The organism is Tritonibacter mobilis (assembly GCF_001681715.1).
Lineage (GTDB): Bacteria > Pseudomonadota > Alphaproteobacteria > Rhodobacterales > Rhodobacteraceae > Epibacterium > Epibacterium mobile.
Genome location: NZ_LNWY01000001.1, coordinates 1 through 22,200, shown reverse-complemented (window position 1 = coordinate 22,200; position 22,200 = coordinate 1). Strand labels below are relative to the sequence as shown.

Sequence of the window (22,200 nt, the reverse complement as noted above, 5' to 3'; positions counted from 1 at the left end):
CGCACCGCCCCCGCCATGCTGGTGGGGCGGGGTGGGGGTCAGGCGAGGTGCCCCACGTCGTGCATGAATTGGGTCAGACGCTCCGCAAAAGCTTCGGGCTGGTCGATGGGGGGGACATGGCCGGTTCGGCGCAACACCGTGAATTGTGATCCGGGGATCAGGTCAGTGGTTTCTCGGACGAGGTCTGGCGGGGTGGAGCCATCATCAGAGCCTGCTATGCCGAGCACAGGCAGACGCAGACCAGAGGTCGGAGTATAGAAATCCGTCCCTGCGATCGCGGCACAACATCCCAGATACCCCTCAACGGAGGTCTTCTGAACACGCCTTTGGGTCGCAAGATGCGCGCCCGATTGTAGGTAGCGGCGTGGAAACCAGCGCTGCATGGTATCGTCCAAGATCGCATTCAGACCATTGGCCCGGACCGCGTCCATTCGGCGTGCCCAGATTTCCGGGGTGCCGATTTTTGCAGCCGTGTTGGAGAGCACAAGCGCGCGGATCAGATCGAGGCGTTTGACTGCAAGCCCCTGTGCGATCATGCCGCCTATCGACAGGCCGACAAAAAGACTGTCGCGGATTTCGCAGACCTCCATGAGCCGTTCCGCATCACGGATCAGGGTGCCCATGGAGTAAGGCGCATCCGGGACCGAAGAGGCCCCATGTCCACGCATGTCGAAGGTAAGGATGCGCAGGTTTTCCGGCAACGCATTGATAACGGCATCCCAGATGCTTTGATCGGTGCCAAGCGCATGGGCGAAGACAACGGCTGGGGCATCGGTAGGACCGCGCAAGGTGTAATTCAATTGGACGTCGCCGAGGTCGGCAATAGGCATGAGGATGGCTCTGTTGTTGGTTGCCGGATGACTTTAGGTGCAAGCGACGCGAGAGGCCAGCGACAGCAGATGCGAGGGGCGCTGCCCCTCGCGCTCCCCGGGATATTTGCGGTTAGAAGAAAGATCAGGCAAAGCGCGAGAGGGCTTTGGCAAATGTTGCGGGGTCAACATTGCCGCCCGTGGCCACTGCGATGACCGCATCACCATTGAGTTCATCGCGATGAAACAACGCGGCAGCCAAGGAGACGGCGCCGCCCGGTTCCAGAACGATCTTGAGGCGTTGAAATGCAAGCGCCATAGCGCGCAACGCCTCGTCATCGGTAACGGTCAGGCCGGGACCACAGAGCCGTGACAAGAGCGGCCATGTAATGTCTCCGGGTGCGGGCGTCAGAATTGCATCACAAATGGAGCCGGTGGGTGTGGGGTTGCTCTCAATCTTTCCTGACGCCTGAGAGCGTGCGACATCGTCAAAACCTTCGGGTTCTGCCGGGCGCACACGCAGGCTAGGCGCGCGATCCTCCAGGGCCAGAGCAATGCCCGCAGTAAGACCCCCTCCGCCGCAGCACACCAGAACATCGGCTTTGGTGACGCCCTGTTCGGCGGCTTGTTCGGCAATCTCCAGCCCGGTGGTGCCCTGTCCGGCGATCACCTCGGGCTCATCATAGGGTTTGATGAGTGTCAGGCCGCGTTCTGTGATCAAGGGGTCGGCTGCGGCTTCGCGGCTCTCGCCTGCGGCGCGATCATAAAGCACGACCTCAGCGCCGAGGGCACGGGTGTTGTCGATTTTAAGCTGTGGCGCATCGGCAGGCATGACGATGACAGCGGGCGCGCCATGCGCCTTGGCAGCGGCGGCGACGCCTTGAGCGTGATTGCCCGAAGAATAGGCGATGACACCGCGTTTGCGCAATTCGGGATCCATGGCCGAGAGCGCTGCCCAGCCACCGCGGAATTTGAACGACCCGGTGTGTTGCAGGCATTCGGCTTTGACGAATACGCGGCGACCGGCAATGTCGTCCAGAAATGGCGATGACAGCAGCGGCGTGCGGCGCGCGTGGCCTTTGAGCCGCTCTGCAGCGGCTTCGATCAGGGCGAGGGAGGTCATTTGATGTCCTTCATAACGGAATGAATAAGGGCGAGCGCGTCAGGCTCATCAAGGAAAGGGATATGGCCGCGATCAGGAAGTTCCACGGCGTGGAGTGCAGGCAGGCGGCGCTGCATCTCGTGGTAGGTGTCTTGTGAGAGAATATCGGATTGGGCTGCGCGGATCACGCCGCAGGGGAGGCCATCCAATGCGGCAAACCATGGCCAGAGGCTGAGTTTTTCTTCCATCTCGGCGAGAGCTTTGGCCTGCGCGAGCATTGCGTCGCGCAGGCGAGCGTCATAGCGCAGTTCCAGACCGTCGGGCGTGGCTTTGTAAAAGGTCTGTACCTCTTCCAGCCAGCGTGATGGGGGCACGCCGGGGAAGGCGGGGGCCATGGCGGCCTCTAGCGCCTGAGCGGCCTGCGCATGAGTTTTGGCGGCGGGGCGGCGGCCGAGATAGTCAAAGATACGGCCAAGCCCCTCATCCGCGATATCGGGGCCCACATCATTGAGGATTACGGCTGACAACTTCTCGCGGGCGGTCCCGGCAAGGGCGAGCGCCACAAGGCCGCCGCGCGAGGTGCCAAGGATTGCGGCCTGAGCCAAGTTCAGATGGTCCATCAAAGCTAACACATCAGAGGCTTCGGTCAGGATGTTGTAGCTGGCAGGGTCTTCGGCATAGTCCGAGCGGCCCCGCCCGCGCAAATCCAGCAGGATCACCCGGTAATCAGTGAGATGTGGCAGCGCGTAGCGGAAATCCTGCCCATCGCGTGTGAGACCGGGCAGGCAAATCAGCGGTGGCCCCTTCGGGTCGCCGTGGGTTTCATAATAAAGCGACAGCCCGTCAGATGTGTCAAAGCGGCTCATGTGGAAATTGGTCCTCTGTTGAGAGTCAGGCGGTGGCGGCAATATCCGGGATCGACGTGAGGTCGCTCAGGACATGTGCAGGCGGCCACGGGAGGCGGTCGATGGGGTCGGCCGCGCGATTGACCCAAACGGAGGTAAACCCGTAGCCCGCCGCGCAACCTGCATCCCAGCCGTTAGAAGAGACAAACAGCACTTCGGATTTCGAATGCCCAAACCGCTGCCCGACCAGATCATAGACGGCGGCGGCGGGTTTGAAGATACCGACACTTTCCACAGAGAGCACATCGTCAAGCAATGCCCCGAGAGAGGCAGACTGAACGGCACCTGCGAGCATATCGGGAGAGCCATTGGAAAGGATGCCGGTTTGATATCCCGCGTCTTTAAGTGTGCGCAGCATGGCTGGAACTTCTGGATAGGCCTCAAGCTCCCAATAGAGATCGAGCAATCGTTGCCGGAGCGCTGGCTGACCATTGAGGCTCGCCGCTTCCAACGCCCAATCAAGCCCCTCCTGCGTGACCTGCCAGAAATCTGTGTGCGCGCCGGAAATGGCCCTGAGCCATGTGTATTGCAGCTGTTTCAAACGCCAGTTCTGCGCCAATATGGACCAGCTTTCGGCGAGCTGCGGGAAGTCTGGTTCTGTGGCGGCTTGTCGTGCGGCAGCGCTGACATCAAACAGCGTCCCATAGGCATCGAAAATGCAGGTTTTGATCGTCATTCAGAGCCCTCCCGTATGAAGGGGAAACCTGCCACAAGCAGCGCTGGTCTCAATGGGCTAAATTGTGTTGGTACGGGTTTACTCTCGCGCCATGGCCGTTAGGGTGCGCGCTATCATTGGGCCTGCGTGCCTGAAATACACCTGAGAACCCGAAAGGGGGTCATCATGACCGCGGTAAAAAATGGCGACACGGTTCGCATTCACTACACAGGCAAGCTGACAGACGGCACCGTCTTTGACAGTTCCGAAGGGCGTGACCCGCTCGAGTTCACTGTTGGTGCCGGCCATGTCATCAAGGGCATGGACGAAGGCATGCTGGAGATGGCCGAAGGCGATAAGAAGACGCTGGAGATCGCCTGCGAGGACGCATACGGCCCGGTAAACCCATCGGCGCGTCAGGCTGTGCCGCGCGAAGGTATCCCGGATGATATCCCGCTTGAGATCGGCACCATGCTGCAGATGCAGACGCCCGAAGGGCAGGTATTGCCGGTGACTGTGATCGAAGTCGATGAGGCGAGCGTGACGCTGGATGCCAACCATCGTCTGGCCGGTCAGGATCTGGTCTTTGACGTGGAACTTGTGGCGATCGCCTAAGCGCCCCAAGATGTTTGATCTGATATGACTTTACGGGTTGGCGGGCAGGCTCCGCCAACCCAAGACGTAGCTGGTGCCGCGCAGTGAACATGCGCGCCGTTGCTTTATGTGCTCCACCACGGGCGCTAGCCGCGTGGGTTGATTGCGCAAATCGCCCGTAACTTGTCTAAATTGCATCATGTATTTCCGGGCCTTAGCGGGTCGGATTCACGTCCTGTTCATACCTCCCAGCGACCTTGCAGCCAGCACTGCTGCCATATTGAGGGCGGCGGGTGGATTTATTTAGACAGGAGTTCTCTCACATGCGGAATTTGCTTCTTGGCGCTATGCTGACCCTAGGCGGGACAATGGCGCAGGCTACGGAATATCTGAACATTTTCACTTGGGACGGTTATGTCGCGCCCGAAGAAGTCACCGCAGTCAATGCGCTCTTGAAGGAGCAAGGCTACGACATCGAAGTGCGCGTTATGGACACGCTCGCCGAGGGGCCGGAGCAGATGTTTGACGTGATCCGCTCTGGTGATGTGGATGTGTCCTTCCTGACGCTGAATTACATCAACATGGAGGGCGTTCCGTTCTCCAACCTGTTGCAGCCCATCGATACCTCTTCGCCGCGGTTGAGCAATGCGCAGGCACTGCTGCCAGAGCTGAGTGCTATTGAGATGGGCATGTCCGACGCAGGGCCGCTCTACCTGCCATTTGGCGGGGGTGCATATGGGATTTGGGCCAATGATGACGTGGTGTCCGAGCACCCTGCATCGGTCGCTGACCTGCTGAAACCTGAGTGGAGCGGACGTATCTCGCTCACCTCTGGTCAGGTGCAGCCCAATGTGGCTCTGGCGCTGATGGCAATGGGAGAGGCCCCCTTTGCAGTTCAGGATGCCTCTGGCGATCGCAAAAAGATGGCAGAAATGCAAAAAGCCGATGGTGCGTTGCAGCAAACCCTGACGGCGCTTTATGAGCAGGTCGGCTTCTTCTGGAGTGCAGGTCCGGAATTCCGCGATGATTTTGCCTTTGTGGCATCCTATGGTCCCGGTGCATCCGCGCATGTGGCTTCGGGCGGCAATTGGAGCCTCGTGAACTTTGATGAGGGCAGCACGGTCTGGCTCGACACCATCAACTTTTCCAAGACGCTCGAAGGCGACAAGCTCGAAGCGGCTGAAATTTTTGCCAACTACTTTATCGGCAAAGAGGTCCAAGAGCGTATTGTGAACGGGCTTGGCATGGTGGCAGCGACCACATTGGTCGACGCCAACCCGATGCTCGACGAAAACCCCGAGTTCTTTGCCGAAGAGCTGTTCTGGCCGCCCTACACCAAAGTCGCAAACAACGTGATGAACATGCTGTCCAAGCGCGCATCTGGCGGCGACAGCTAAGTCAATCAGGCTTTTATACCTGTGTGAGGGGGGCGCTTTGGCGCCCCCTTTGGCATTGCGCCGCCACCTTGCGGCGAAATCTCGTGCAAGTGGTTGCGGTAAAGCGGATTTCCTGCAACCTGTCATTGAAACTTGCGGAGGGTGAAACATGTCCATGAACAGACGACAATTCGGTGCGGTTGCTGCTGCTTTTGGGCTGGCCAGCTGCACAGGGGTGAGCACCACAAGCGGCCCGTCCGGCGCCTCAGGGCTTGCCGCCGACCTGCGCCCGGCCCGTAACGCAGGATATGACAAATGGGTTGCCGATTTCCGTGAGCGCGTGGCGCGGCAAGGGTTCTCTCAGGATCTGTTGTCGCGTGCGTTTCGGGGCACCGGCTATCTGCCCGGTGTTGTAAAGCGAGATCGCAACCAGACCGAGTTCAGCCGCACGCTAGAGGACTATCTGTCGATTGCAGTCTCGGACGAGCGTGTCAGCAAGGGACGCGCGGCCTATGCCCGTCATCGCGCTACGCTGGATGCGATTGAACGCCGATATGGGGTTGAGGCCCATGTGGTTGCCGCCGTTTGGGGGCTGGAAAGCTATTATGGAGAACGGCGTGGCAATGTGCCGGTGATTTCCTCCACCTCGACGCTGGCGTATGATGGACGGCGCGGCGCACTCTTTGAAAAGCAGCTGATCGCGGCGCTGAAGATCCTACGCAATGGTGATATTGCCCCACAAAACATGACCGGTAGCTGGGCGGGAGCGATGGGACATACGCAGTTTATTCCGACGTCATACCTGTCTTTTGCAGTGGATTTCACCGGCGACGGGCGGCGGGATATCTGGTCGGACGATCCCAGTGATGCCTTGGCCTCGACCGCGGCCTATCTGTCTCGCAATGGCTGGCAAAAAGGGGTGAAATGGGGCGCTGAAAATGGTCCCGGCGCGCCCTCTGGGTCGGTTATTCAGCCACAGCCCGGCGGGCCTCAGTTTGTCACCACGGCCAACTTCCGGGCGCTGAAACGCTATAATAACTCCGATTCCTATGCCATCGGTGTCGGCCATCTTTCTGACCGGATTGCGGGGGGCGGGCCGCTGCGTGCGAGCTTCCCGCCGGATCGCTATGGTCTGCGCAAGGCTGATCGGATCGCCTTGCAAAAGGGGCTGACGGCGAATGGCTTTGATATTGGCACCGCTGACGGTGTGATTGGGCCCAAAACCCGCGAGGCCATCAGCGCCTATCAGCGCCGCCAAGGCCTTGCTGCAACAGGTGATCCGTCGCTGGAGCTGCTCCGCCGACTGAGCTGAGGATGGCGCACCCCGACCCAAATTTGGATCGGGGTGGTGTTCTCTATCAGTAAGGGGATGTGCAATCTGCAAGTGTGTCCGTGCCCATCACCATGCCATTGATAGTCAATGTGTGGCTTGCGTCATTGTCGAGCGCGGTGCCGGACCAAGACCCGGTATCGGCGCTGCAATCTGCGGGCGTATTGAGGACTGTCACATTGCCGCTGACATTGGTTGCAGGCCCATAGAAGTTCACACCGGCAGTTGCCGCATTGTCGATTGTGACATCGGTGAACTCGACGTCGGTGATTGGCCCACCATTGTAGCCCCAGCTGTCCCCGAGCAAGAAGATGCCGTGGGTGCCTGCATTGCTCACCGTGATATTTTCAAAGTTCACGTTTCGGATCGGGTTCAGGAAGATCCCCGCCCGGCTGGTGTCACTTATGGTGATGTTACGAAAACGCATATCCTCGGTGATACTCTCAAGGCGCAAGGCGTCCACCAGCATCAGCCCGTTGATACCGCCACTCAGAGTGGCATTCTCCATGGTGACACGCCCGCTGGACTGGATCACCACGAGGTCCATATCGCGATCTTGCGCGCTGTTGTCGAGGGTGACATGCGTCATATCCAGCCCATCGACCCCCACCGCAAGAATGGCCTCTCGGCGGCTGTTGGTGATGGTGATGTCGTTGAGGCTCAGATCAGTTGAGCCGCGGGTGATGGTGTAGTCGTAATCTGCGGTGCTTATTTCCGAGGCAAGGAAGAAACCATAAGTGACATCGTCCATCCGGATGTTGTCGAAGCTGGCATTGGTCAGGCCGATGGCATTTACCCCGGAATTGGGGACGGAATTGGGGTTGTAGACGCTGAATTCACACAGGGTGTTGTCTTCACAGATTGCCATATCGCTGAGATGGGCATTTTGCAGGCTGAACCCGTCGATGTTGCGCAGCTCAAACCCATTTTCACCAGGTGTAGCGATGTTGGCGCCGCTGATCGCGATGTTGCTGCCACCTGTCGCGGCAAAGCCATTGCCACCAGCATTGTCGATTGAAATCTCGCTAAAGCTGGCATTGCTGACGTCTGTTAAATGAACCGCATCATCGAGGGTGTCGGAGATATGGATATCTGAGACGGTCACAGTATCCGCGCCATGTGCGGCGATACCTTGCAGGCCGCCCGTCAGTGTCAGATGTCGCGCGGTGCTGTCATTCGCCATGGTCAGGATGGCGGATACCGGTTCAGCGTTGGTGGCATCTGCTGATCCGCTCGTAACAGCCTGTCCCTGAATGGTGGTCGCAGCGCCCGAGTTGGCGAGCACCATCTGGCGACCATTTGCGGCCTGCAATGTCACGGCACCGCCGCCCCCAACAAGCGTTTGACCGTTTGCAAGGGTCAAGCCTGCGGTGGTGAAGCTCCCCGACGCAAAGACCAAACCATTGGCGCCTGTTGTGTTCAGCGCGTCCTGTAGATTGTCGCCCTCGCTAGCGCGGGTGAAACCGCCAAGAGCTTGACCGGAGAGCGTGACGGCTTCTGCTGCGCCATAGGCTCCGGCGCGGGTGGTGACACGGCGACGGCGCAGGGTGTCGCGCGTCAGGCGATTAAGGCTGGATGCGCGCGGACGTCCATTTTCTCCCGTGGTCTTGGTGGGTTTGGCCCCTAGTGGAATGCTCAGCGAGACATAGGCGCTGCTATCGGTGCGGCCCGCGGCGCGTTCGGCACGTACGCCAGCGCGCACCAATGCGCCCGGATAGGTACCAAAGAGGTTTTCCAGTTCCAATTCGGCACGTGCGGAGGTGCCGTCATAAGATGCACCATCGCTGTGTTCAAAGGTGAAGCCACCGCCAAACAGGCCGAAAGACCCGCCTCCCAGCGCAGAGAATGCAAACCGCGCACCCATTTCCGCATCCAGACCCCGCAGCGCGAGGCTGCGTCCGCCTTTGAACCGGATCGTTCCATCCATTTCCGCAAGGGCGTCATGGCGTGCGTCTGCGTGGCTCTTGGTTCCGACTGGCAAATAGGCGTTCAGATTGGCTTGAAAGATCCCGCGCTGCAGATCTCCACTCATGCCAACCTGAGAGAAACGATTGCCGATGTCATCCGTTGAACTATCGGCAAACACCCCCACACCAACCGTCCAGCCATGGGCGAGGGTCATGCGCCGCATGGCCTCGATGCTGAGCTGAGCGTTATGATCCTCGTCCCGGCCATAAGACAGCCGGGCGATGGTGGCGCGGTTCTCTTCGATGGCGAATGGGAAGGACAGGGCAATTCCTGTCGACAGGCCTTCCTCGTGGTAGAGTTGTAAATCAGCGGCGAAAAGTGCTGTAGAGGTCAGCAGAAAAGACAGCCCCGACAGGGCTGTGAGACGTAAAGTCATTGGAGAGTTGTCCGTAGATTTTGGCCGAGCTGGGAATCGGGCTGGGCGTGCGACCGGATTGGTAGAATGTTTTAGGCGCACTCACAATGTATCATGTATACCAAATATCACATCACGCGAGGCCACGGACTGACTAGAACAAACCTCAGCGGGGTTCACTTTGTCGCGCTGCGAAAGCCCGCTGGCAGGGGCAAGCATCCGGGCAGGCCCGCGGGCAAGACCAGTCGCGCCCCACTGGCATAGAGCGCCTTGGCGTATCCCGGCTGCGCAGAGGAAACGGTTATGCTGAGCTGTGATGCGGCGATGATGGCACTGCCTGCGGGAAGGTGTTGCATAAGCTGGGCGCTGGGAAACAGCACCACATAGGCGGGGGCTTCATCCGTCACGAGCGCAACCGCGATCAGCACCGATACCCACCCTGCCAACAAGAGTGGCAGGGCAAAAAGGAGCGATCTAATAGTCATGGATATGCTCCAGCGTCAGATCCGAGCCCGGCATATCGCGCAGGCGTTCGGCAAGATCTGCGACCTTGAGGCCAATCAGGTGCCGATAGTCCCGAAATCCCTGACGGCGCGCGCTCATGATCGATCCGGGTGCGGTTGGTGTTTTTGACAGCGCCGTCAGCAGGATGTCATCGTTTCCGGCAATTTCGACCACATCAATCCCCTGAGCGGCCATGTTTTGCAGCAAATGGGTCAGGGTGCGGTAGCGCGGTGTTTCAATCTCGATCCCCTCGGGGCGCTGCTGAATAATTCTGACGCCGTCCATATCCCGCAGTTGTGCCTCTGACGCGCCACGGACAATCATCCGCAGGGTCAACGCATCAGCGCCGACCTGCGCCACAGCCTGTTCGATCAGATCTGCGTAGGCAGCTTTGGCACGGTACTCCAACCCCAGGGCGATATTGCGCTCTCGGTCACGGAGCGCCGAGGTCGCTTCTTGGCTCAGTTCTTCGACATCATCGCGAAACGGCCATTTGTACCACGGGACTTGCTGCAGGAAGGTGGCATAATCGGCCGCCTGCCGGGCAGAGATCTGGTCAAGCGGGCTGTGTTCAGACCCACGGATCACCGCAAAGAACCGCCCCAGCGTTTCTTCGTAAGCGGCTTTCAGGGCCAGTTCAGCAGTGAAGCTGACGCCTATGACATAGACCATCTGTTTGGTTGCACCATCGACCTCGCCATAAGCGGAAGATTCTTCGTTCAGGGCGCAGAGCGACGACCAGAACCCTCCGATGCCGCGCAGATAGGCGTAGTCGTGCGGATCCCCGGTGCGGAGCACCTCGGCGTAATCTTCATAGGCGTGTACGATGTACCACTCCGGATAGGTCATCAGCGTGCGGGTCTCAGGCCGCTGGTGCGCGGGCTCAATCAGCGCGCGATAAGGCTCAGGCGTGGCGTTGCCCCTGCACATGGTCTCGACATAGATAACGGGTGCACTGAGGCTGAGTGCGAGCAGCACCGCCAGCAACCCGAGACGTTTGATCCAGCGCCGTAGGGTTTTCATTTCGGTTGCCCAAGATTGCGCAAGCCTGCCCAGACAGCCAGCCCCCCCAATGCCAGATGCGGCAGGTTTGCCAACACGCGGCGCAGCGAGATCTCCATCCCAAGTGCCTCGTTGGTGAAAATTCCAAGGTCGAGGTAGCCGTAACCGGTAAAGAACCCAAATATCCCATCCCCGAGATAGGTAAAGCCAAACAGGATCAGAAAACTGCGCGCCGCTTTGTGCGACAGGAGCGCTGCCACCAGCGCCCAGAGCGCGGAAGCCACATGCAGGGCATCGTCATAAATATCGAGTGCAAAGATCCCAAAGGCCAGCCCGGCTTCATCGGTGAGGCCGGGAATATAATTCAGCGAGGCGGCAATCATCAGCGCCACGAAGTACCCAAGGGAGAGTTTTTGAAGCAAAGTCATAGGCGATCCAGATAGCTGTCCCAGAGATTGTTGCGCAGCACCAGTTCAGGGTCCAGCGCACGTTTTGCCTGCGCAAAACTCCGCGCCTTGGGGTAGGCGGTGGCAAATTGCTCTACCGTCGCATGCGGGCGATAGGGGAGGTAGTAGGCCCCGCCGATCGCGATAATCCTGTCAATCAGGTCGCGGGTCATGCGCGCCATATCGGCCTCGCCGCGGTTGGTCAGCTCCTGACTAAAGGACATAACCGCAGCAATCCTCGGTTCGGTCGCAAATGAAAGCGCGCTTTGCTCATCCTGCGCCACATAGCGCAGGGTCACGTTCAGGAATTCCTGATAGGAGGCGGGGATCACCTCTCGGCAGGCGCTGAGGAAACCGTCAAAAGCGTCAAAGCCCACGAAATACTCGTGTAGAATGTCGGTGCGATCGGGGTCGCGGTCATCGAGCGTAATGACAGGCTCGTTTATCAGTGAGTTGCGTGTGACATCACCAGAGCCGAGCGCAGGGCCGACCCGCGTTTCATTCCACCAGCGAAAGGACTTGACCGCCTCATTGCCGAGCTGCGCGCGGTACAGACGGCTTGCAACATGAGCCATCCAGCCTGACCCGGATGCAGAAGGCAGATCAGATTGATCCGGTGTTTCGCGGTAAGTAACGAGCAAGGCTTTTTGAAAGAAGCTGGCGCGTTCGACGTTCAGGCGACCGTAAGCCATTGTCACCGCTGGATCATCAACCGCCTGCCGAAAGGCCGCAGGGAAATCCGCAGCATTCAGCAGATCAAAGGAGGGTGTCAGACGCGTGTTTTTCACCATTTCGACCTCAAGGTCGATGATGAGGCCAATCAGACCATAGCCTCCCATCGCCATATTAAAGAGATCGCTGTTTTCTGTGGTAGAGCAGGTAACCAGATCGCCCGAGGGTAAAAGCATCCTGAGGCTGCGCACGGTTGATCCCATCGGGCCAAAGGGAACTGGCCATCCATGGGCGTTCACCGAAAACGTCGCTGCGACGCCGAAATCATTGTTGGATTGCATGACCTTGGGGGACCAGCCAGCGGGATCCAATGCGGCAATGATCTGCGACCAGCGGGCTCCGGCGTGTGCCTTGTAGGTTTGCTGCGCGCTGTCGAGTTCGACTGTGCCATTGTCAAAGGTGATCGCGGTGCCTTGTTTAGGGATCGCTTGCCCGCCCATGGAGTGACGCGCCGCGCCGATATTGAGCGGCCGCCCCTCTAGGCGGGCCTGTTTGAGCTCAGCGCGCAGCGCATCAATCAATGCCTGCCCGGCGTCTTGTTCTATAATCAGGTGTTTATGGATTGGGGTTTCAGACAAGCCGCTGGCATCATTTAAAAAATTCTCACCTGCTTGCTGTGTGATCCGCTTGGTTCCGTCATAAACGGGAAGGTTTGCGCCCAGCCCGCGCGACAGCCCCCAGCCCGCCACGCCACCAAGCCCAACAAGGGCCGCTCGTCTGGAGAATGTCTTCATTTATGGGATCTCCTGCCGCGCGGAGAATGGCGCGGCTCTTAAATTCTAACGTCTCGAAATGATTCCAGTCAGGTGACCGGGCCGGGATAAGATACTCATTTATGAGAGATAATCCCGCGATTGGCAATCTGGGCGGCACGGGCATTCCATCTCAGAACCGGATATCCCAACGCGGGTGCATGTCGTCGATGATCAGTGGATGGCTGTGCTGGCGTTGCCCGTTCAGATGCGGATGATCCAGCGGGAGGTTGTCATGTCTGTGTTCAATCTCTTCCACGTCCTGTGCTGGCCATAGGCGGAGTGCAGCTATGATGCTGAACAGGGCCAAGACAATGAGGACAATGAGCGTCGGCACGGTTCCGTAGGTTGTCATCAGAAACCCTGCCAGCGGATATGTGATGAGCCAGCAAGCATGAGACAGCGCGAACTGCGCCGCAAAGAGCGCTGGACGATCCTCGGGGTGGGCGGATTGTTTGAGCAAGCGCCCCGACGGGGTCAGGGCTGCGGAAAATCCAAAACCAACCAGAAACCAAACCAGCAGCAACAGTGGCCAAGACAGGCCAGATATCGCGATCACCGCTGCCAGTACGCCGAGCGCGAGCGTCATAATCATCGCACCAGCGATCATCACCGGGCGGTTTGGCAGTGTTTCCAACATCCGGGGCAGGGCAAGGGCCACAACCATACTGCCTGCACCAAAGGCAAACATAGTCCACGCAAGGTCGCTTTCTCCAAGCCCTAGCTGGCTGCGCACCAAGACCACAGAATTTACCAGCACCATGGCGCCGCAACTGGAGACTGCAAGGCACAGGGCAAGTAATCCGCGCAGGCGTGGCGTTGCGAGATAGATGCGAATGCCGCGTGTGGTGCGATCATAGATGCCCCGGCGCGCGGTCGGGCGTGGAGAGGGCAAAGCCACGCTGATCACGAGTAGTGCAGAGGCAATGAAACCAGCGGCGGTTGCAATAAAGAGCGTGTTATAACTCAGTATGATTAGCAAGAGCGCCGCAACCATCGGCGACAGAATGTTTTCAAGATCATAGGCCAGCCGCGAGAGTGACAGCGCGCGGGTGTAACGCTCTTCTTCTGGGAGCACCTCTGGGATTGTGGCCTGAAACGTCGGTGTGAAGGCTGCAGAGGCAGCCTGCAGAACGAAAATCAGAACATAGATTTGCCCCGCACTGGTGGCGAAGGGCAGGCAAATCGCGCAGCTGGCCCGCACAAGATCCAGCGCAACCAACATCTTACGCCGACTGACCCGTTCTGCTACTGCGCCCGCAAGTGGGCTGATCGAGACATAGGCCACCATCTTGATGGTGAATATTGTCCCAAGCACCATGGCGGCACTGTCCTGTGCCAGATCGTAAGCCGTAAGCCCCAAGGCAACAGTGGCCAGTCCGGTGCCAAGGAGAGCCACCAGCTGTGCAAGAAACAGATGGCGATAGGTGCGATCTTTTAAAACGTCCAGCATAACCAAGCCCGCGATTGATCGAAGGCGGCCAACGGCTCTGTGCTTCGACATTTAGTGGTGTGGTTTGGACTATGGCAGAGGCGCGACAAGAGCCGCAAACAGTTTGCGCCTCAAGGTGTAAGGATGTGGCGCGCCCGGTTGAGCGCGCCACACCGGTTAGGTTTGCGCGGCTCTATCGCCCGAGAGTTTTCGCGTGACACGCATAATCAGGACATAAAAGGCAGGAACCATGAAAATCCCGAGGAAGGTCGAGGCCAGCATCCCACCAATGACACCAATCCCGATGGCGTTTTGCGATGCCGCCCCGGCCCCTGTCGCAATTGCGAGCGGCAGCACGCCGAGGATGAAGGTCAGCGCAGTCATCAGGATCGGGCGCAAGCGCAACCGCGCGGCCTCAATCGCGGCTTCTGCGATGCGCATACCGTCACGGCGCAGGTCTTCGGCAAATTCGACGATCAAAATGGCGTTGCGCGCGGCGAGGCCGATGGTCGTCAGCATGCCCACTTTGAAATAGACATCATTGGACTGCCCAAAGATCCACGCAGAAAACAGCGCGCCAAGAATGCCAACCGGCACCGCCAGCATCACGGCAAGCGGGATCGACCAGCTCTCGTAGAGCGCGGCCAGAGCCAAGAAGACCACCAGCGCAGAGATTGCATAAAGGATTGGTGCCTGATCGCCGGACTGGCGTTCCTGATAGCTCAGACCAGTCCAAGCTGCAGCATATCCCCCGTCAAGTTCCGCCACCAGCGCCTCCATTTCCTCCATTGCGCTACCAGAGCTGTAGCCAACGCCGGGAGAGCCGGAAATCTCCAATGCGGAGGTGCCGCCATAACGCTCTAGCGTGGGGGCGACCGGTTCCCACGAGGTCGACATGAAGGCAGAGAAGGGCACCATTTCACCGGAAGCGTTGCGGGCATACCAGTCGAATACATCTTCGGTCTGCATCCGATGTGCGGCGTCCCCCTGTACGATAACTGGACGCAGCGCCGCACCCAGTTCAAAATCGTTCACCTCAAGGCCCGCAAAAATCACCGAGAGCATGCCGTTCACGTCAGAGAGGGTGAGCCCGAAGCTCTCGGCTTTGGCGCGGTCAATTGTGATCTTCACCGCGCTGTCCTTTTCCGTGCCATTGGCGCTGAGGTTGGTCACGCGTTCGCTATTTGTGGCGTTTGCAACAAGTTGTTCGGCCGCAGCCTGCAGAGCCTCTGAACCGGCCCCCGACTGGTCCACCAGATACATCTCAAAGCCGCCGCTATTGCCGAGCCCGCGGATTGCCGGGGGTTGCAGCACGAAAATCTGCCCGTCGCGCAGCTGACTGAACGCAATATTGGCGCGTTGCGCCACCTGCGCAGCCGTCAGATCGGCGCGCCCACTGCGTTCATCAAAGCTTTTGAGTTTTACAAACACCAGTGCCCGGTTCTGGCCGCTGCCCGAAAAGCCAAACCCCAGCGCGGCAAAGGTGCTCTCGACCCCTTCATCGGCAAGGAAGAACTGTTCGAGTTTCTCAACCGTGGCCGTGGTCTGGGCGGTGGTTGCGCCTTCGGGCAGGGTGACGATGGTGATCAACACACCCTGATCCTCGGTCGGGATGAACGAGGTGGTGAGGCGGTTGTTGACCATATAGGCACCGACCAAAACCGCGACCAACGCAAGTGGCATCAAAAACGGCAGCCGCAGTGTGCCCTTCACGCCTGCGCCATAACCGGTGATGGCGCGGGCAACGAGCGCATTGAACCAGCGAAACGGCGCAAAACGCGGCTGCCCGGTCTTGGGTTTCAGCAGGCGTGCCGACATAGGCGGCGACAGAATAATCGCGACACAAAGCGACAGCGTCATGGCGGTCACCATCGTGACGGAGAACTGCCGGTAGATGACGCCGGTGGAGCCGCCAAAGAATGCCATTGGCAAGAAAACCGCTGCCAGTACCACGTTGATACCGAGCAATGCCGAGGTGATCTGCCCCATGCTCTTGCGGGTCGCGTCCAATGCCGTGAGGCCCTCGTCTTCCATCAGGCGTTCGACGTTTTCGACCACGACGATGGCGTCATCGACCAAAAGCCCAATCGCGAGCACCATGGCAAACATGGTGAGCGTGTTGATGGAAAAACCACCTAGCTGCAGCACGGCAAAGGTTCCCAACAAGACAACCGGCACTGCAATCAGTGGGATCAGTGTTGCGCGCCAGCTTTGCAGAAACAGCAGCAGCACCAGAAAGACCAGTACCACGGCCTCAATCAGGGTGTGGTAGACCTGCTCAATCGACAGCTCCACAAAAGGGGAGGTGTCATAGGCGATTTCAAATCTGACACCATCGGGCAGCGATGGCGCAAGCCGGTCGAGCGTTGCGCGTACCGCAGCGGCTGTGTCGACCGCATTGGCCCCGGTTGCGAGGTTTACGCCAAAGCCCGTAGCGTTCTGGCCGGAAAAGCGCGAGTCACCGCCATAGCTTTCTTGGCCGATTTCTACCCGCGCCACATCAGCCAGCCGCACCGCGCCGCCGTCCTCGTCGGATTTCAGCAGGATCTGCTCGAATTCATCGACGGTGGTCATCTGGCTCTGGGCGGTGATGGTGGCGTTGAACTGTTGCCCCGCAAGCGTTGGCTGGCTGCCCAGTGAGCCGACGGAGACGGTGGTGTTTTGCTCCTCGACGGCACCGACAACATCCTGCGGTGTCAATTGGAACCGGGCCAGCGCAATTGGATCGAGCCAGATCCGCATAGCATAGCCTGAGCCAAAGATGCTGACGCCGCCGACACCCTCGGTGCGCTGGATCGGCCCCTCGACCTGTTCAGACAGGATATTGCCCAATTGCACGGTAGAATATCGGCTGTCATCCGCAACGATGGCCCCGACGAGCAAGATCGACGATGAGGAGCGCGACACGGTCACGCCCCGGCTGCGCACGGCCGTTGGCAGCTGGCTTTCAACTTGCGAGACCTTGGTTTGCACCTCATTTTGCGCGTCGATTGGCTCGACGCTTTCGTCAAAGGTGATCTGGATGGAGCTTGACCCTTCGGAAGAGCGCGCGGTCATGTAGATCATCCCGTCGAGCCCCGTCATCGCATCTTCGATGACACGGGTGACGGAATTTTCGACCGCCTCGGCAGTGGCCCCGTTGTAGCTGGCCGAGACCCGAACAGTGGTAGGCGCGATGTCCGGGTATTGCGCCACTGGCAGGGTGAAGGCGGACCACGCGCCGATGAGCATCGTCATCAGGGCAAGCACCCAGGCAAAGACCGGGCGCCGGATAAAGAATAGACCCATGATTAGCTCTCGTCGCTGCTGGCATCTTTGGCGTCCGTGACGACGCCATTTTCAGATATTTCCACGCTGACGGGCTGAATGTCGGCTCCATCACGCATGGCCATTAATCCATCGACGATCAGGGCTTCGCCGGGGGCGATGCCGTCGGTGACGATCCACGCGTTTTGATAACTTCCGTGTTCGGTCAGCTCGCGTTGCTCCGCCTTGCCATCAACGGCCACAAAAGCGGTGAGCGTGCCGTCTGCAGCCCGCGAGGTGGCCCCTTGGGGCACCATAACGGCGCGTGTCGTGCCAAGCTCGATTTCGACGCGCAGGAATTGCCCCGGCAGAATATGTCGCTCTGGATTGTCAAAACGGATGCGGAACTCAAAGCTGCCGGTTGTGGTGGAGACGCGGGTGCCGGGCGATTCAAGCGTGCCTTTTTGATCGTATTGGACGCCGTTCTCCAGCGTGAGCGTCAGATCCAGCCCTTCGCCCCGTTGCAGCGTACCACCTTCCATCAACGCGCGAACCTCTGCGAGGCGTTTACTGGATTCCTCAACATCGATGTAGATCGGGTCGAGACGGGTCACCGTGGTGAGCGCATCAGCTTGATTAGCTGTGACCACGGCCCCAACGGAAACTTCGGGAACCGCGACAATGCCCGTGATCGGGCTGTGGATCTCGGTCCGTTCCAGATTCAATCGAGCCAGTTTGAGTTTTGCGTTTGCCGAGCTCAGCTCGGCCTTGTTCTGCAGCACCGTCACGCGGGCGTTTTCCACGTCCTCAATGGTCACGCCTGTTCCTTGCAGGCGCTCATAGCGAGATAATGTGGCCTCGGCTGCGGTGACGGCGGCCTCTGCGCGCGCGACTTCGGCCTCGGCTGCGGCGACGTCTACCTCAAAGGTGTCACCTTCAATGCGAAACAGAACATCGCCTTTTTCGACCTTGCGCCCAGCTTCATAGGGTATTTCGCTAATAGTGCCGTCGACGCGCGGGCGGATATTGACCTCTTCATAGGCGATGGCGCGTCCGGGCAGCGTTACCGAGAAAGGCACCTGTGCCTCGCTGAGTGTGATCACTCCAGCCGGTATAGGGCCGCGATCACCGCCGGGCATCGGTTGGGCAGACGCACTCGCGGATAAAGCCAGAGAAATCAGCCCGGCGCTGATCCATTTCAGCGGGGCGTAAATATAAGTAAACGAATAAGCCATGCGTATCCTTGATAGGTCGGGGCGGCGCTGCGCCTGTCAAATGTGTTACGGCTACCATTTAACGTTCTGTCGCCCTCTCGGAAAAAAATACCAAACATCGGCATACGGGGCGGTTACTGCCCTCCAACCACAATGCAATGCGATGCACAAGCCGCTGAGGGCAGCATCAAGCTGATGCGCCTTTTGCTGCGAAGGGGACGCATGAAATTTGAGCAATGTGCCACTTGGCGGCACATCAAATCTGTTTGTCCTGCATCCAATCCATAAGGCCAGTAGCATCTGACATCTGGCGGGAGGTTCCCGTCTGCAGATCGCCATCGCCGTCCTCAGGAGAGCCAGCATGTCCATTCGTTTCTTTTCCTCCCGGCATCGGCCCGTGCATATGGGGCCTTTCCCGCTGGAGCGGTTGAAGCGTTGCGATCATGCGGAGCTGAGTGATTTGCCGCCATCGGCGCCGCTCAATTTCCGCCGCCCGCAAAAGCCTGACAGCATCATCAACGCGATGTGCGAATATCAGGCGATGATGGATGCGATCCGCGATGGGCTGGTGAATGGTTCTCGCGGCGAGGTGCCGACCGATCTGCAAGAGCGATCAGATCACATCAAAGCCTTTGGGTATTTTGCGGATGCTTCCATGGTGGGCATCGGGCCGATGACGGAAGAGGCCCGCCTGTCAACGCCGTGGCTCAATCCGGACATCGACCGTTTGGCCGAGGATCTGAAGACCCGCCAGACCAAGACGCTGGCCTCGGGGATCGACATGATCATGGCGGACCTCAAAGAAGCCATGCACGCGCCACCCACCACGATTGGTGCGCATCGTCATGCGATTGTGTTCCTCTATGAAATGCCGCGTGATCCTCGCCCGGAAGAGGCGGGGTGTGACTGGATCGAGGGCGCGGAGGCGCATCGGGCCTGTCTACGCAGCGCCGAAACGGCGGTGGTGATTGCCAATTACATCCGATTGCTGGGCTGGGATGCCAAGGCGCATACTGGGACGTCGTCTGATGTGGATCTAAACCGGCTCGCGGTTGCGGCGGGGTTGGTGCGTATGGAAGATGGCCAGCTTGTTGCGCCCTATTGGGGCACCCGGTATGGTCTGGCGGCCGTGACCACCGACTTTGAGTTGGCCGAAGATCGCCCCTTGGCGCCGCTGCCCGAGCAGCCCGGACAAAACGGGCGCGATTTGCGCTGGTGGATCGGGGCAGGGGCAGAGCGGTCTGCCCTGAACGGTGATCCTTATAAAGACCGCGACTTTCGCGATGGCCCGCACCCTTTTGAGACACTGAAGCGAGTGGAGACGCCCACGACATATATAGATGAGGCGCGCGTGGCCCGTGTGCCCAAACGCGCCGATATGTTTGCCCGTGCCCAGTTCGGCGATATGGGCAAGGGGAACCAAAAGGCCGCGACCGGCGGCTTCTATGTCCGCAAGGCGGCGCCTTCAATGGCGCAGCGGCGGATGCTTGGGGCGTTTGTGCTGTTGCAGGACGGCACGCCTGCCGACGGGCCTCGTCCGACGGATGCTACGCGCAATGCGGATATGGTGAAAGCGGCTTCCTATTGGTTGGGGATTGATGCGGTCGGGATCAGCCGTTGCCCGGATTGGACATGGTACAGCCATGATGCCACCGGCACACCCATTGTGCCGGATCAGCCGCATGCGATTTCGATGATCGTCGATCAGGGGTTCGACACGACCGAAGGGACCTCAGGCGACGACTGGATTGCGGTTGCGCAATCCATGCGCGCGTATCTGCGGTTCTCGCTGTTGGGGGGCGTGATTGCACGCCAGATCCGCAATCTTGGCTATAAGGCCAAGGCACACACGGTGATGGATGGCGAGGTTCTGCAACCGCCCTTGTTGTTGCTGTCCGGTCTGGGTGAGGTCTCACGCATTGGCGAGGTGATCCTCAATCCCTTCCTCGGCCCGCGCCTGAAATCCGGTGTGGTGACCACCGACATGCCGATGGCGCATGACAAGCCGATTGACTTCGGCCTGCAATCCTTTTGCGAGTCCTGTAATAAATGTGCGCGCGAATGCCCGTCGGGCGCGATCACTGCGGGTCCGAAGCTGATGTTTAACGGCTACGAGATCTGGAAATCCGACAGCCAGAAATGCACCACCTACCGGATCACCACGCCAGGCGGCGCGATGTGTGGTCGGTGCATGAAAACCTGTCCTTGGAACCTCGAAGGGATCTTTGCGGAAAAGCCCTTCCGCTGGGCGGCGATGAACATTCCCAAGGCCGCGCCGGCTTTGGCACGGCTCGACGATATGCTGGGCCATGGCGAGATGAACCCGACCAAGAAATGGTGGTGGGATCTGGAACTGGAAGAAGACGGTGCCTATCGCCCGACCCGGCATCCGGTGAATGCGCGGGATCTGCAAAAGGACCTCAACCTGCGCTACGAGGATCAGACGCTGGCGGTCTACCCGGCTCACCTCGCACCGCACCCTTATCCCTATCCGTTTCCAATGGATCGCGAAGCCGGGATCGAAGCCTATCAGGCCATGATCACCGCCGAGGAATACAAACAACGCAGGGAGCGGGGCGAGACAGGTGATTGGGATCACCTTTATACCAATGATGACGAGAGCCCGGTTCTACAGGTGATCGTCTCAAAGGTAGAAGGGATGGCCGCAGGAGTCACAAAATACGAATTCCGTGCTGCCGATGGCTCCGATTTGCCGGAGTGGAGTGCCGGAGCGCATCTTGATATCGTCGTCGCCCCAGAGTTTCTGCGTCAGTATTCCATGTCGGGCAATCCGGCGGATCGCTCGCATTACCAGATTGGCGTGTTGCGCGAAGAGGCTGGGCGTGGCGGCTCAAAGCTCTTGCACAGGATCTTCTCGGAAGGGCGCCGTATTTTCATCTCTCGCCCGATCAATCACTTTCCGCTCGATGAGAGCGCCAGCAAGACCTTTCTGATGGGGGGCGGGATTGGGGTCACCCCGATGATCGCCATGGCGCACCGCTTGCATGCGCTGGGCGCGGAGTTTGAGTTCCACTATTCGATCAAGTCGCGGGAGCAGGGTGGCTACCTCGATGATCTCGCCCAGATGCCTTGGGCGTCCAAGGTCCACCTCCATATATCACAAGAAGGGACGCGGGCAGCCTTTGATCAGATCCTCTCGGGGTACCAGCCGGGCTGGCACGTCTACACCTGTGGGGCCGCGCCCTATATGGAAGCTGTCATGACTGCGGCCGAGGCTGCCGGTTTTCCGGAGGACGCGAGGCATCTGGAGTATTTCTCTGTGCCTGAGCAGCCAGAGTATGAAAACCACCCCTTTGTCTTGAGACTGGCGCGCTCTGGTCGCGATATCCATGTGAGTGCGGAGCAAACCGCCACTGATGCATTGGCCGAGCAGGGCATCCATGTAGATGTGAAATGTGCTGACGGCATCTGTGGCGTCTGCAAATGCGGGTTGCTGGCCGGAGAGGCTGAGCACCGCGACTTCGTTCTGTCCAAAGCGCAACGGCGCGATGCGATAGTCTTGTGCCAATCTCGTGCAGCAGACCCCGACGGGGTGCTGGAAATCGACCTATAGGGCGAATGTCTGGCGGGTAGGAGGGCGACTCGAGTCGTCGATTCCGCATCGCTCTGGTGTGTGGCAGAGTTTCGACCGCAATATATAGACATGGCTTCATGATTCATCTCACGGCAAACCATCAAGTTTGGGGAGGGTGGGTAAAATCCTCAATGCTGGCATTCCTGTAAGGGCGTTTTAAGTATATGAAAACATGTGGTTTTG

General features: G+C 59.1%; 16 protein-coding genes. 4 read left to right on the top strand and 12 right to left on the bottom strand.

Features of this window, described 5'->3' with window-relative positions; translation table 11 throughout:
* Positions 1 to 38: 38 nt before the first annotated feature.
* The 4 genes from pcaD to UB90_RS00065 all read right to left on the bottom strand — a co-directional run bounded on the left by pcaD (position 39) and on the right by UB90_RS00065 (position 3,492).
* Positions 39 to 830: a 3-oxoadipate enol-lactonase gene (gene pcaD, locus UB90_RS00080; RefSeq protein ID WP_065324525.1), complete on the bottom strand. Its 792-nt coding sequence runs from the start codon at positions 828 to 830 to the stop codon at positions 39 to 41.
* Positions 831 to 954: 124 nt separating this feature from the next.
* Positions 955 to 1,932, bottom strand: a complete 978-nt coding sequence (locus UB90_RS00075; RefSeq protein WP_065324524.1) for a threonine ammonia-lyase — start codon at positions 1,930 to 1,932, stop codon at positions 955 to 957.
* Positions 1,929 to 2,777 carry an alpha/beta fold hydrolase gene (locus UB90_RS00070; protein WP_065324523.1) on the bottom strand — a complete coding sequence of 283 codons (849 nt, stop codon included), beginning with the start codon at positions 2,775 to 2,777 and terminating at the stop codon, positions 1,929 to 1,931. The genes UB90_RS00075 and UB90_RS00070 overlap by 4 nt, the downstream gene beginning before the upstream one ends.
* 25 nt (positions 2,778 to 2,802) lie before the next feature.
* On the bottom strand, positions 2,803 to 3,492 hold the full coding sequence (locus UB90_RS00065) for a haloacid dehalogenase type II (RefSeq protein ID WP_065324522.1): 690 nt from the start codon (positions 3,490 to 3,492) through the stop codon (positions 2,803 to 2,805).
* 165 nt (positions 3,493 to 3,657) lie between these two features.
* Between UB90_RS00065 and UB90_RS00060 the strand changes: the two genes are divergently transcribed.
* From UB90_RS00060 to UB90_RS00050, 3 genes are all read left to right on the top strand, one after another.
* Complete coding sequence (locus UB90_RS00060) at positions 3,658 to 4,086, top strand: FKBP-type peptidyl-prolyl cis-trans isomerase (protein ID WP_005615881.1); 429 nt, start codon at positions 3,658 to 3,660, stop codon at positions 4,084 to 4,086.
* 302 nt (positions 4,087 to 4,388) lie between these two features.
* On the top strand, positions 4,389 to 5,462 hold the full coding sequence (locus UB90_RS00055; RefSeq protein WP_005615883.1) for an ABC transporter substrate-binding protein: 1,074 nt from the start codon (positions 4,389 to 4,391) through the stop codon (positions 5,460 to 5,462).
* Positions 5,463 to 5,610: 148 nt separating this feature from the next.
* A complete protein-coding gene (locus tag UB90_RS00050) occupies positions 5,611 to 6,753 on the top strand; it encodes a lytic murein transglycosylase (protein WP_065324521.1) in 1,143 nt (380 codons plus the stop codon).
* A gap of 46 nt (positions 6,754 to 6,799) precedes the next feature.
* Here UB90_RS00050 and UB90_RS00045 read toward each other — a convergent pair whose 3' ends face one another.
* The 8 genes from UB90_RS00045 to UB90_RS00010 all read right to left on the bottom strand — a co-directional run bounded on the left by UB90_RS00045 (position 6,800) and on the right by UB90_RS00010 (position 18,443).
* Positions 6,800 to 9,115: a right-handed parallel beta-helix repeat-containing protein gene (locus UB90_RS00045; RefSeq protein WP_065324520.1), complete on the bottom strand. Its 2,316-nt coding sequence runs from the start codon at positions 9,113 to 9,115 to the stop codon at positions 6,800 to 6,802.
* Between the two features lie 155 nt (positions 9,116 to 9,270).
* Positions 9,271 to 9,579, bottom strand: a complete 309-nt coding sequence (locus UB90_RS00040) for a hypothetical protein (RefSeq protein WP_065324519.1) — start codon at positions 9,577 to 9,579, stop codon at positions 9,271 to 9,273.
* Positions 9,569 to 10,621 carry a hypothetical protein gene (locus tag UB90_RS00035; RefSeq protein WP_065324518.1) on the bottom strand — a complete coding sequence of 351 codons (1,053 nt, stop codon included), beginning with the start codon at positions 10,619 to 10,621 and terminating at the stop codon, positions 9,569 to 9,571. The genes UB90_RS00040 and UB90_RS00035 overlap by 11 nt, the downstream gene beginning before the upstream one ends.
* The gene (locus UB90_RS00030; RefSeq protein ID WP_065324517.1) at positions 10,618 to 11,028 is read right to left on the bottom strand and encodes a hypothetical protein; all 411 of its coding nucleotides are present in this window, start codon (positions 11,026 to 11,028) and stop codon (positions 10,618 to 10,620) included. The genes UB90_RS00035 and UB90_RS00030 overlap by 4 nt, the downstream gene beginning before the upstream one ends.
* Positions 11,025 to 12,512, bottom strand: a complete 1,488-nt coding sequence (locus tag UB90_RS00025) for an FAD-binding oxidoreductase (protein WP_065324516.1) — start codon at positions 12,510 to 12,512, stop codon at positions 11,025 to 11,027. The genes UB90_RS00030 and UB90_RS00025 overlap by 4 nt, the downstream gene beginning before the upstream one ends.
* A gap of 151 nt (positions 12,513 to 12,663) precedes the next feature.
* Positions 12,664 to 13,983 carry an MFS transporter gene (locus tag UB90_RS00020; protein ID WP_065324515.1) on the bottom strand — a complete coding sequence of 440 codons (1,320 nt, stop codon included), beginning with the start codon at positions 13,981 to 13,983 and terminating at the stop codon, positions 12,664 to 12,666.
* A 156-nt stretch (positions 13,984 to 14,139) separates the two neighbouring features.
* Positions 14,140 to 17,250 carry a multidrug efflux RND transporter permease subunit gene (locus UB90_RS00015; protein WP_065324514.1) on the bottom strand — a complete coding sequence of 1,037 codons (3,111 nt, stop codon included), beginning with the start codon at positions 17,248 to 17,250 and terminating at the stop codon, positions 14,140 to 14,142.
* A gap of 2 nt (positions 17,251 to 17,252) precedes the next feature.
* Positions 17,253 to 18,443, bottom strand: coding sequence for an efflux RND transporter periplasmic adaptor subunit (locus tag UB90_RS00010; RefSeq protein ID WP_065324513.1), 1,191 nt, complete (start codon positions 18,441 to 18,443; stop codon positions 17,253 to 17,255).
* A gap of 340 nt (positions 18,444 to 18,783) precedes the next feature.
* Here UB90_RS00010 and UB90_RS00005 point away from each other — a divergent pair, with 340 nt between their 5' ends.
* The gene (locus UB90_RS00005; protein ID WP_065324512.1) at positions 18,784 to 21,996 is read left to right on the top strand and encodes a 2Fe-2S iron-sulfur cluster-binding protein; all 3,213 of its coding nucleotides are present in this window, start codon (positions 18,784 to 18,786) and stop codon (positions 21,994 to 21,996) included.
* The last annotated feature ends 204 nt before the right edge of the window (positions 21,997 to 22,200 follow it).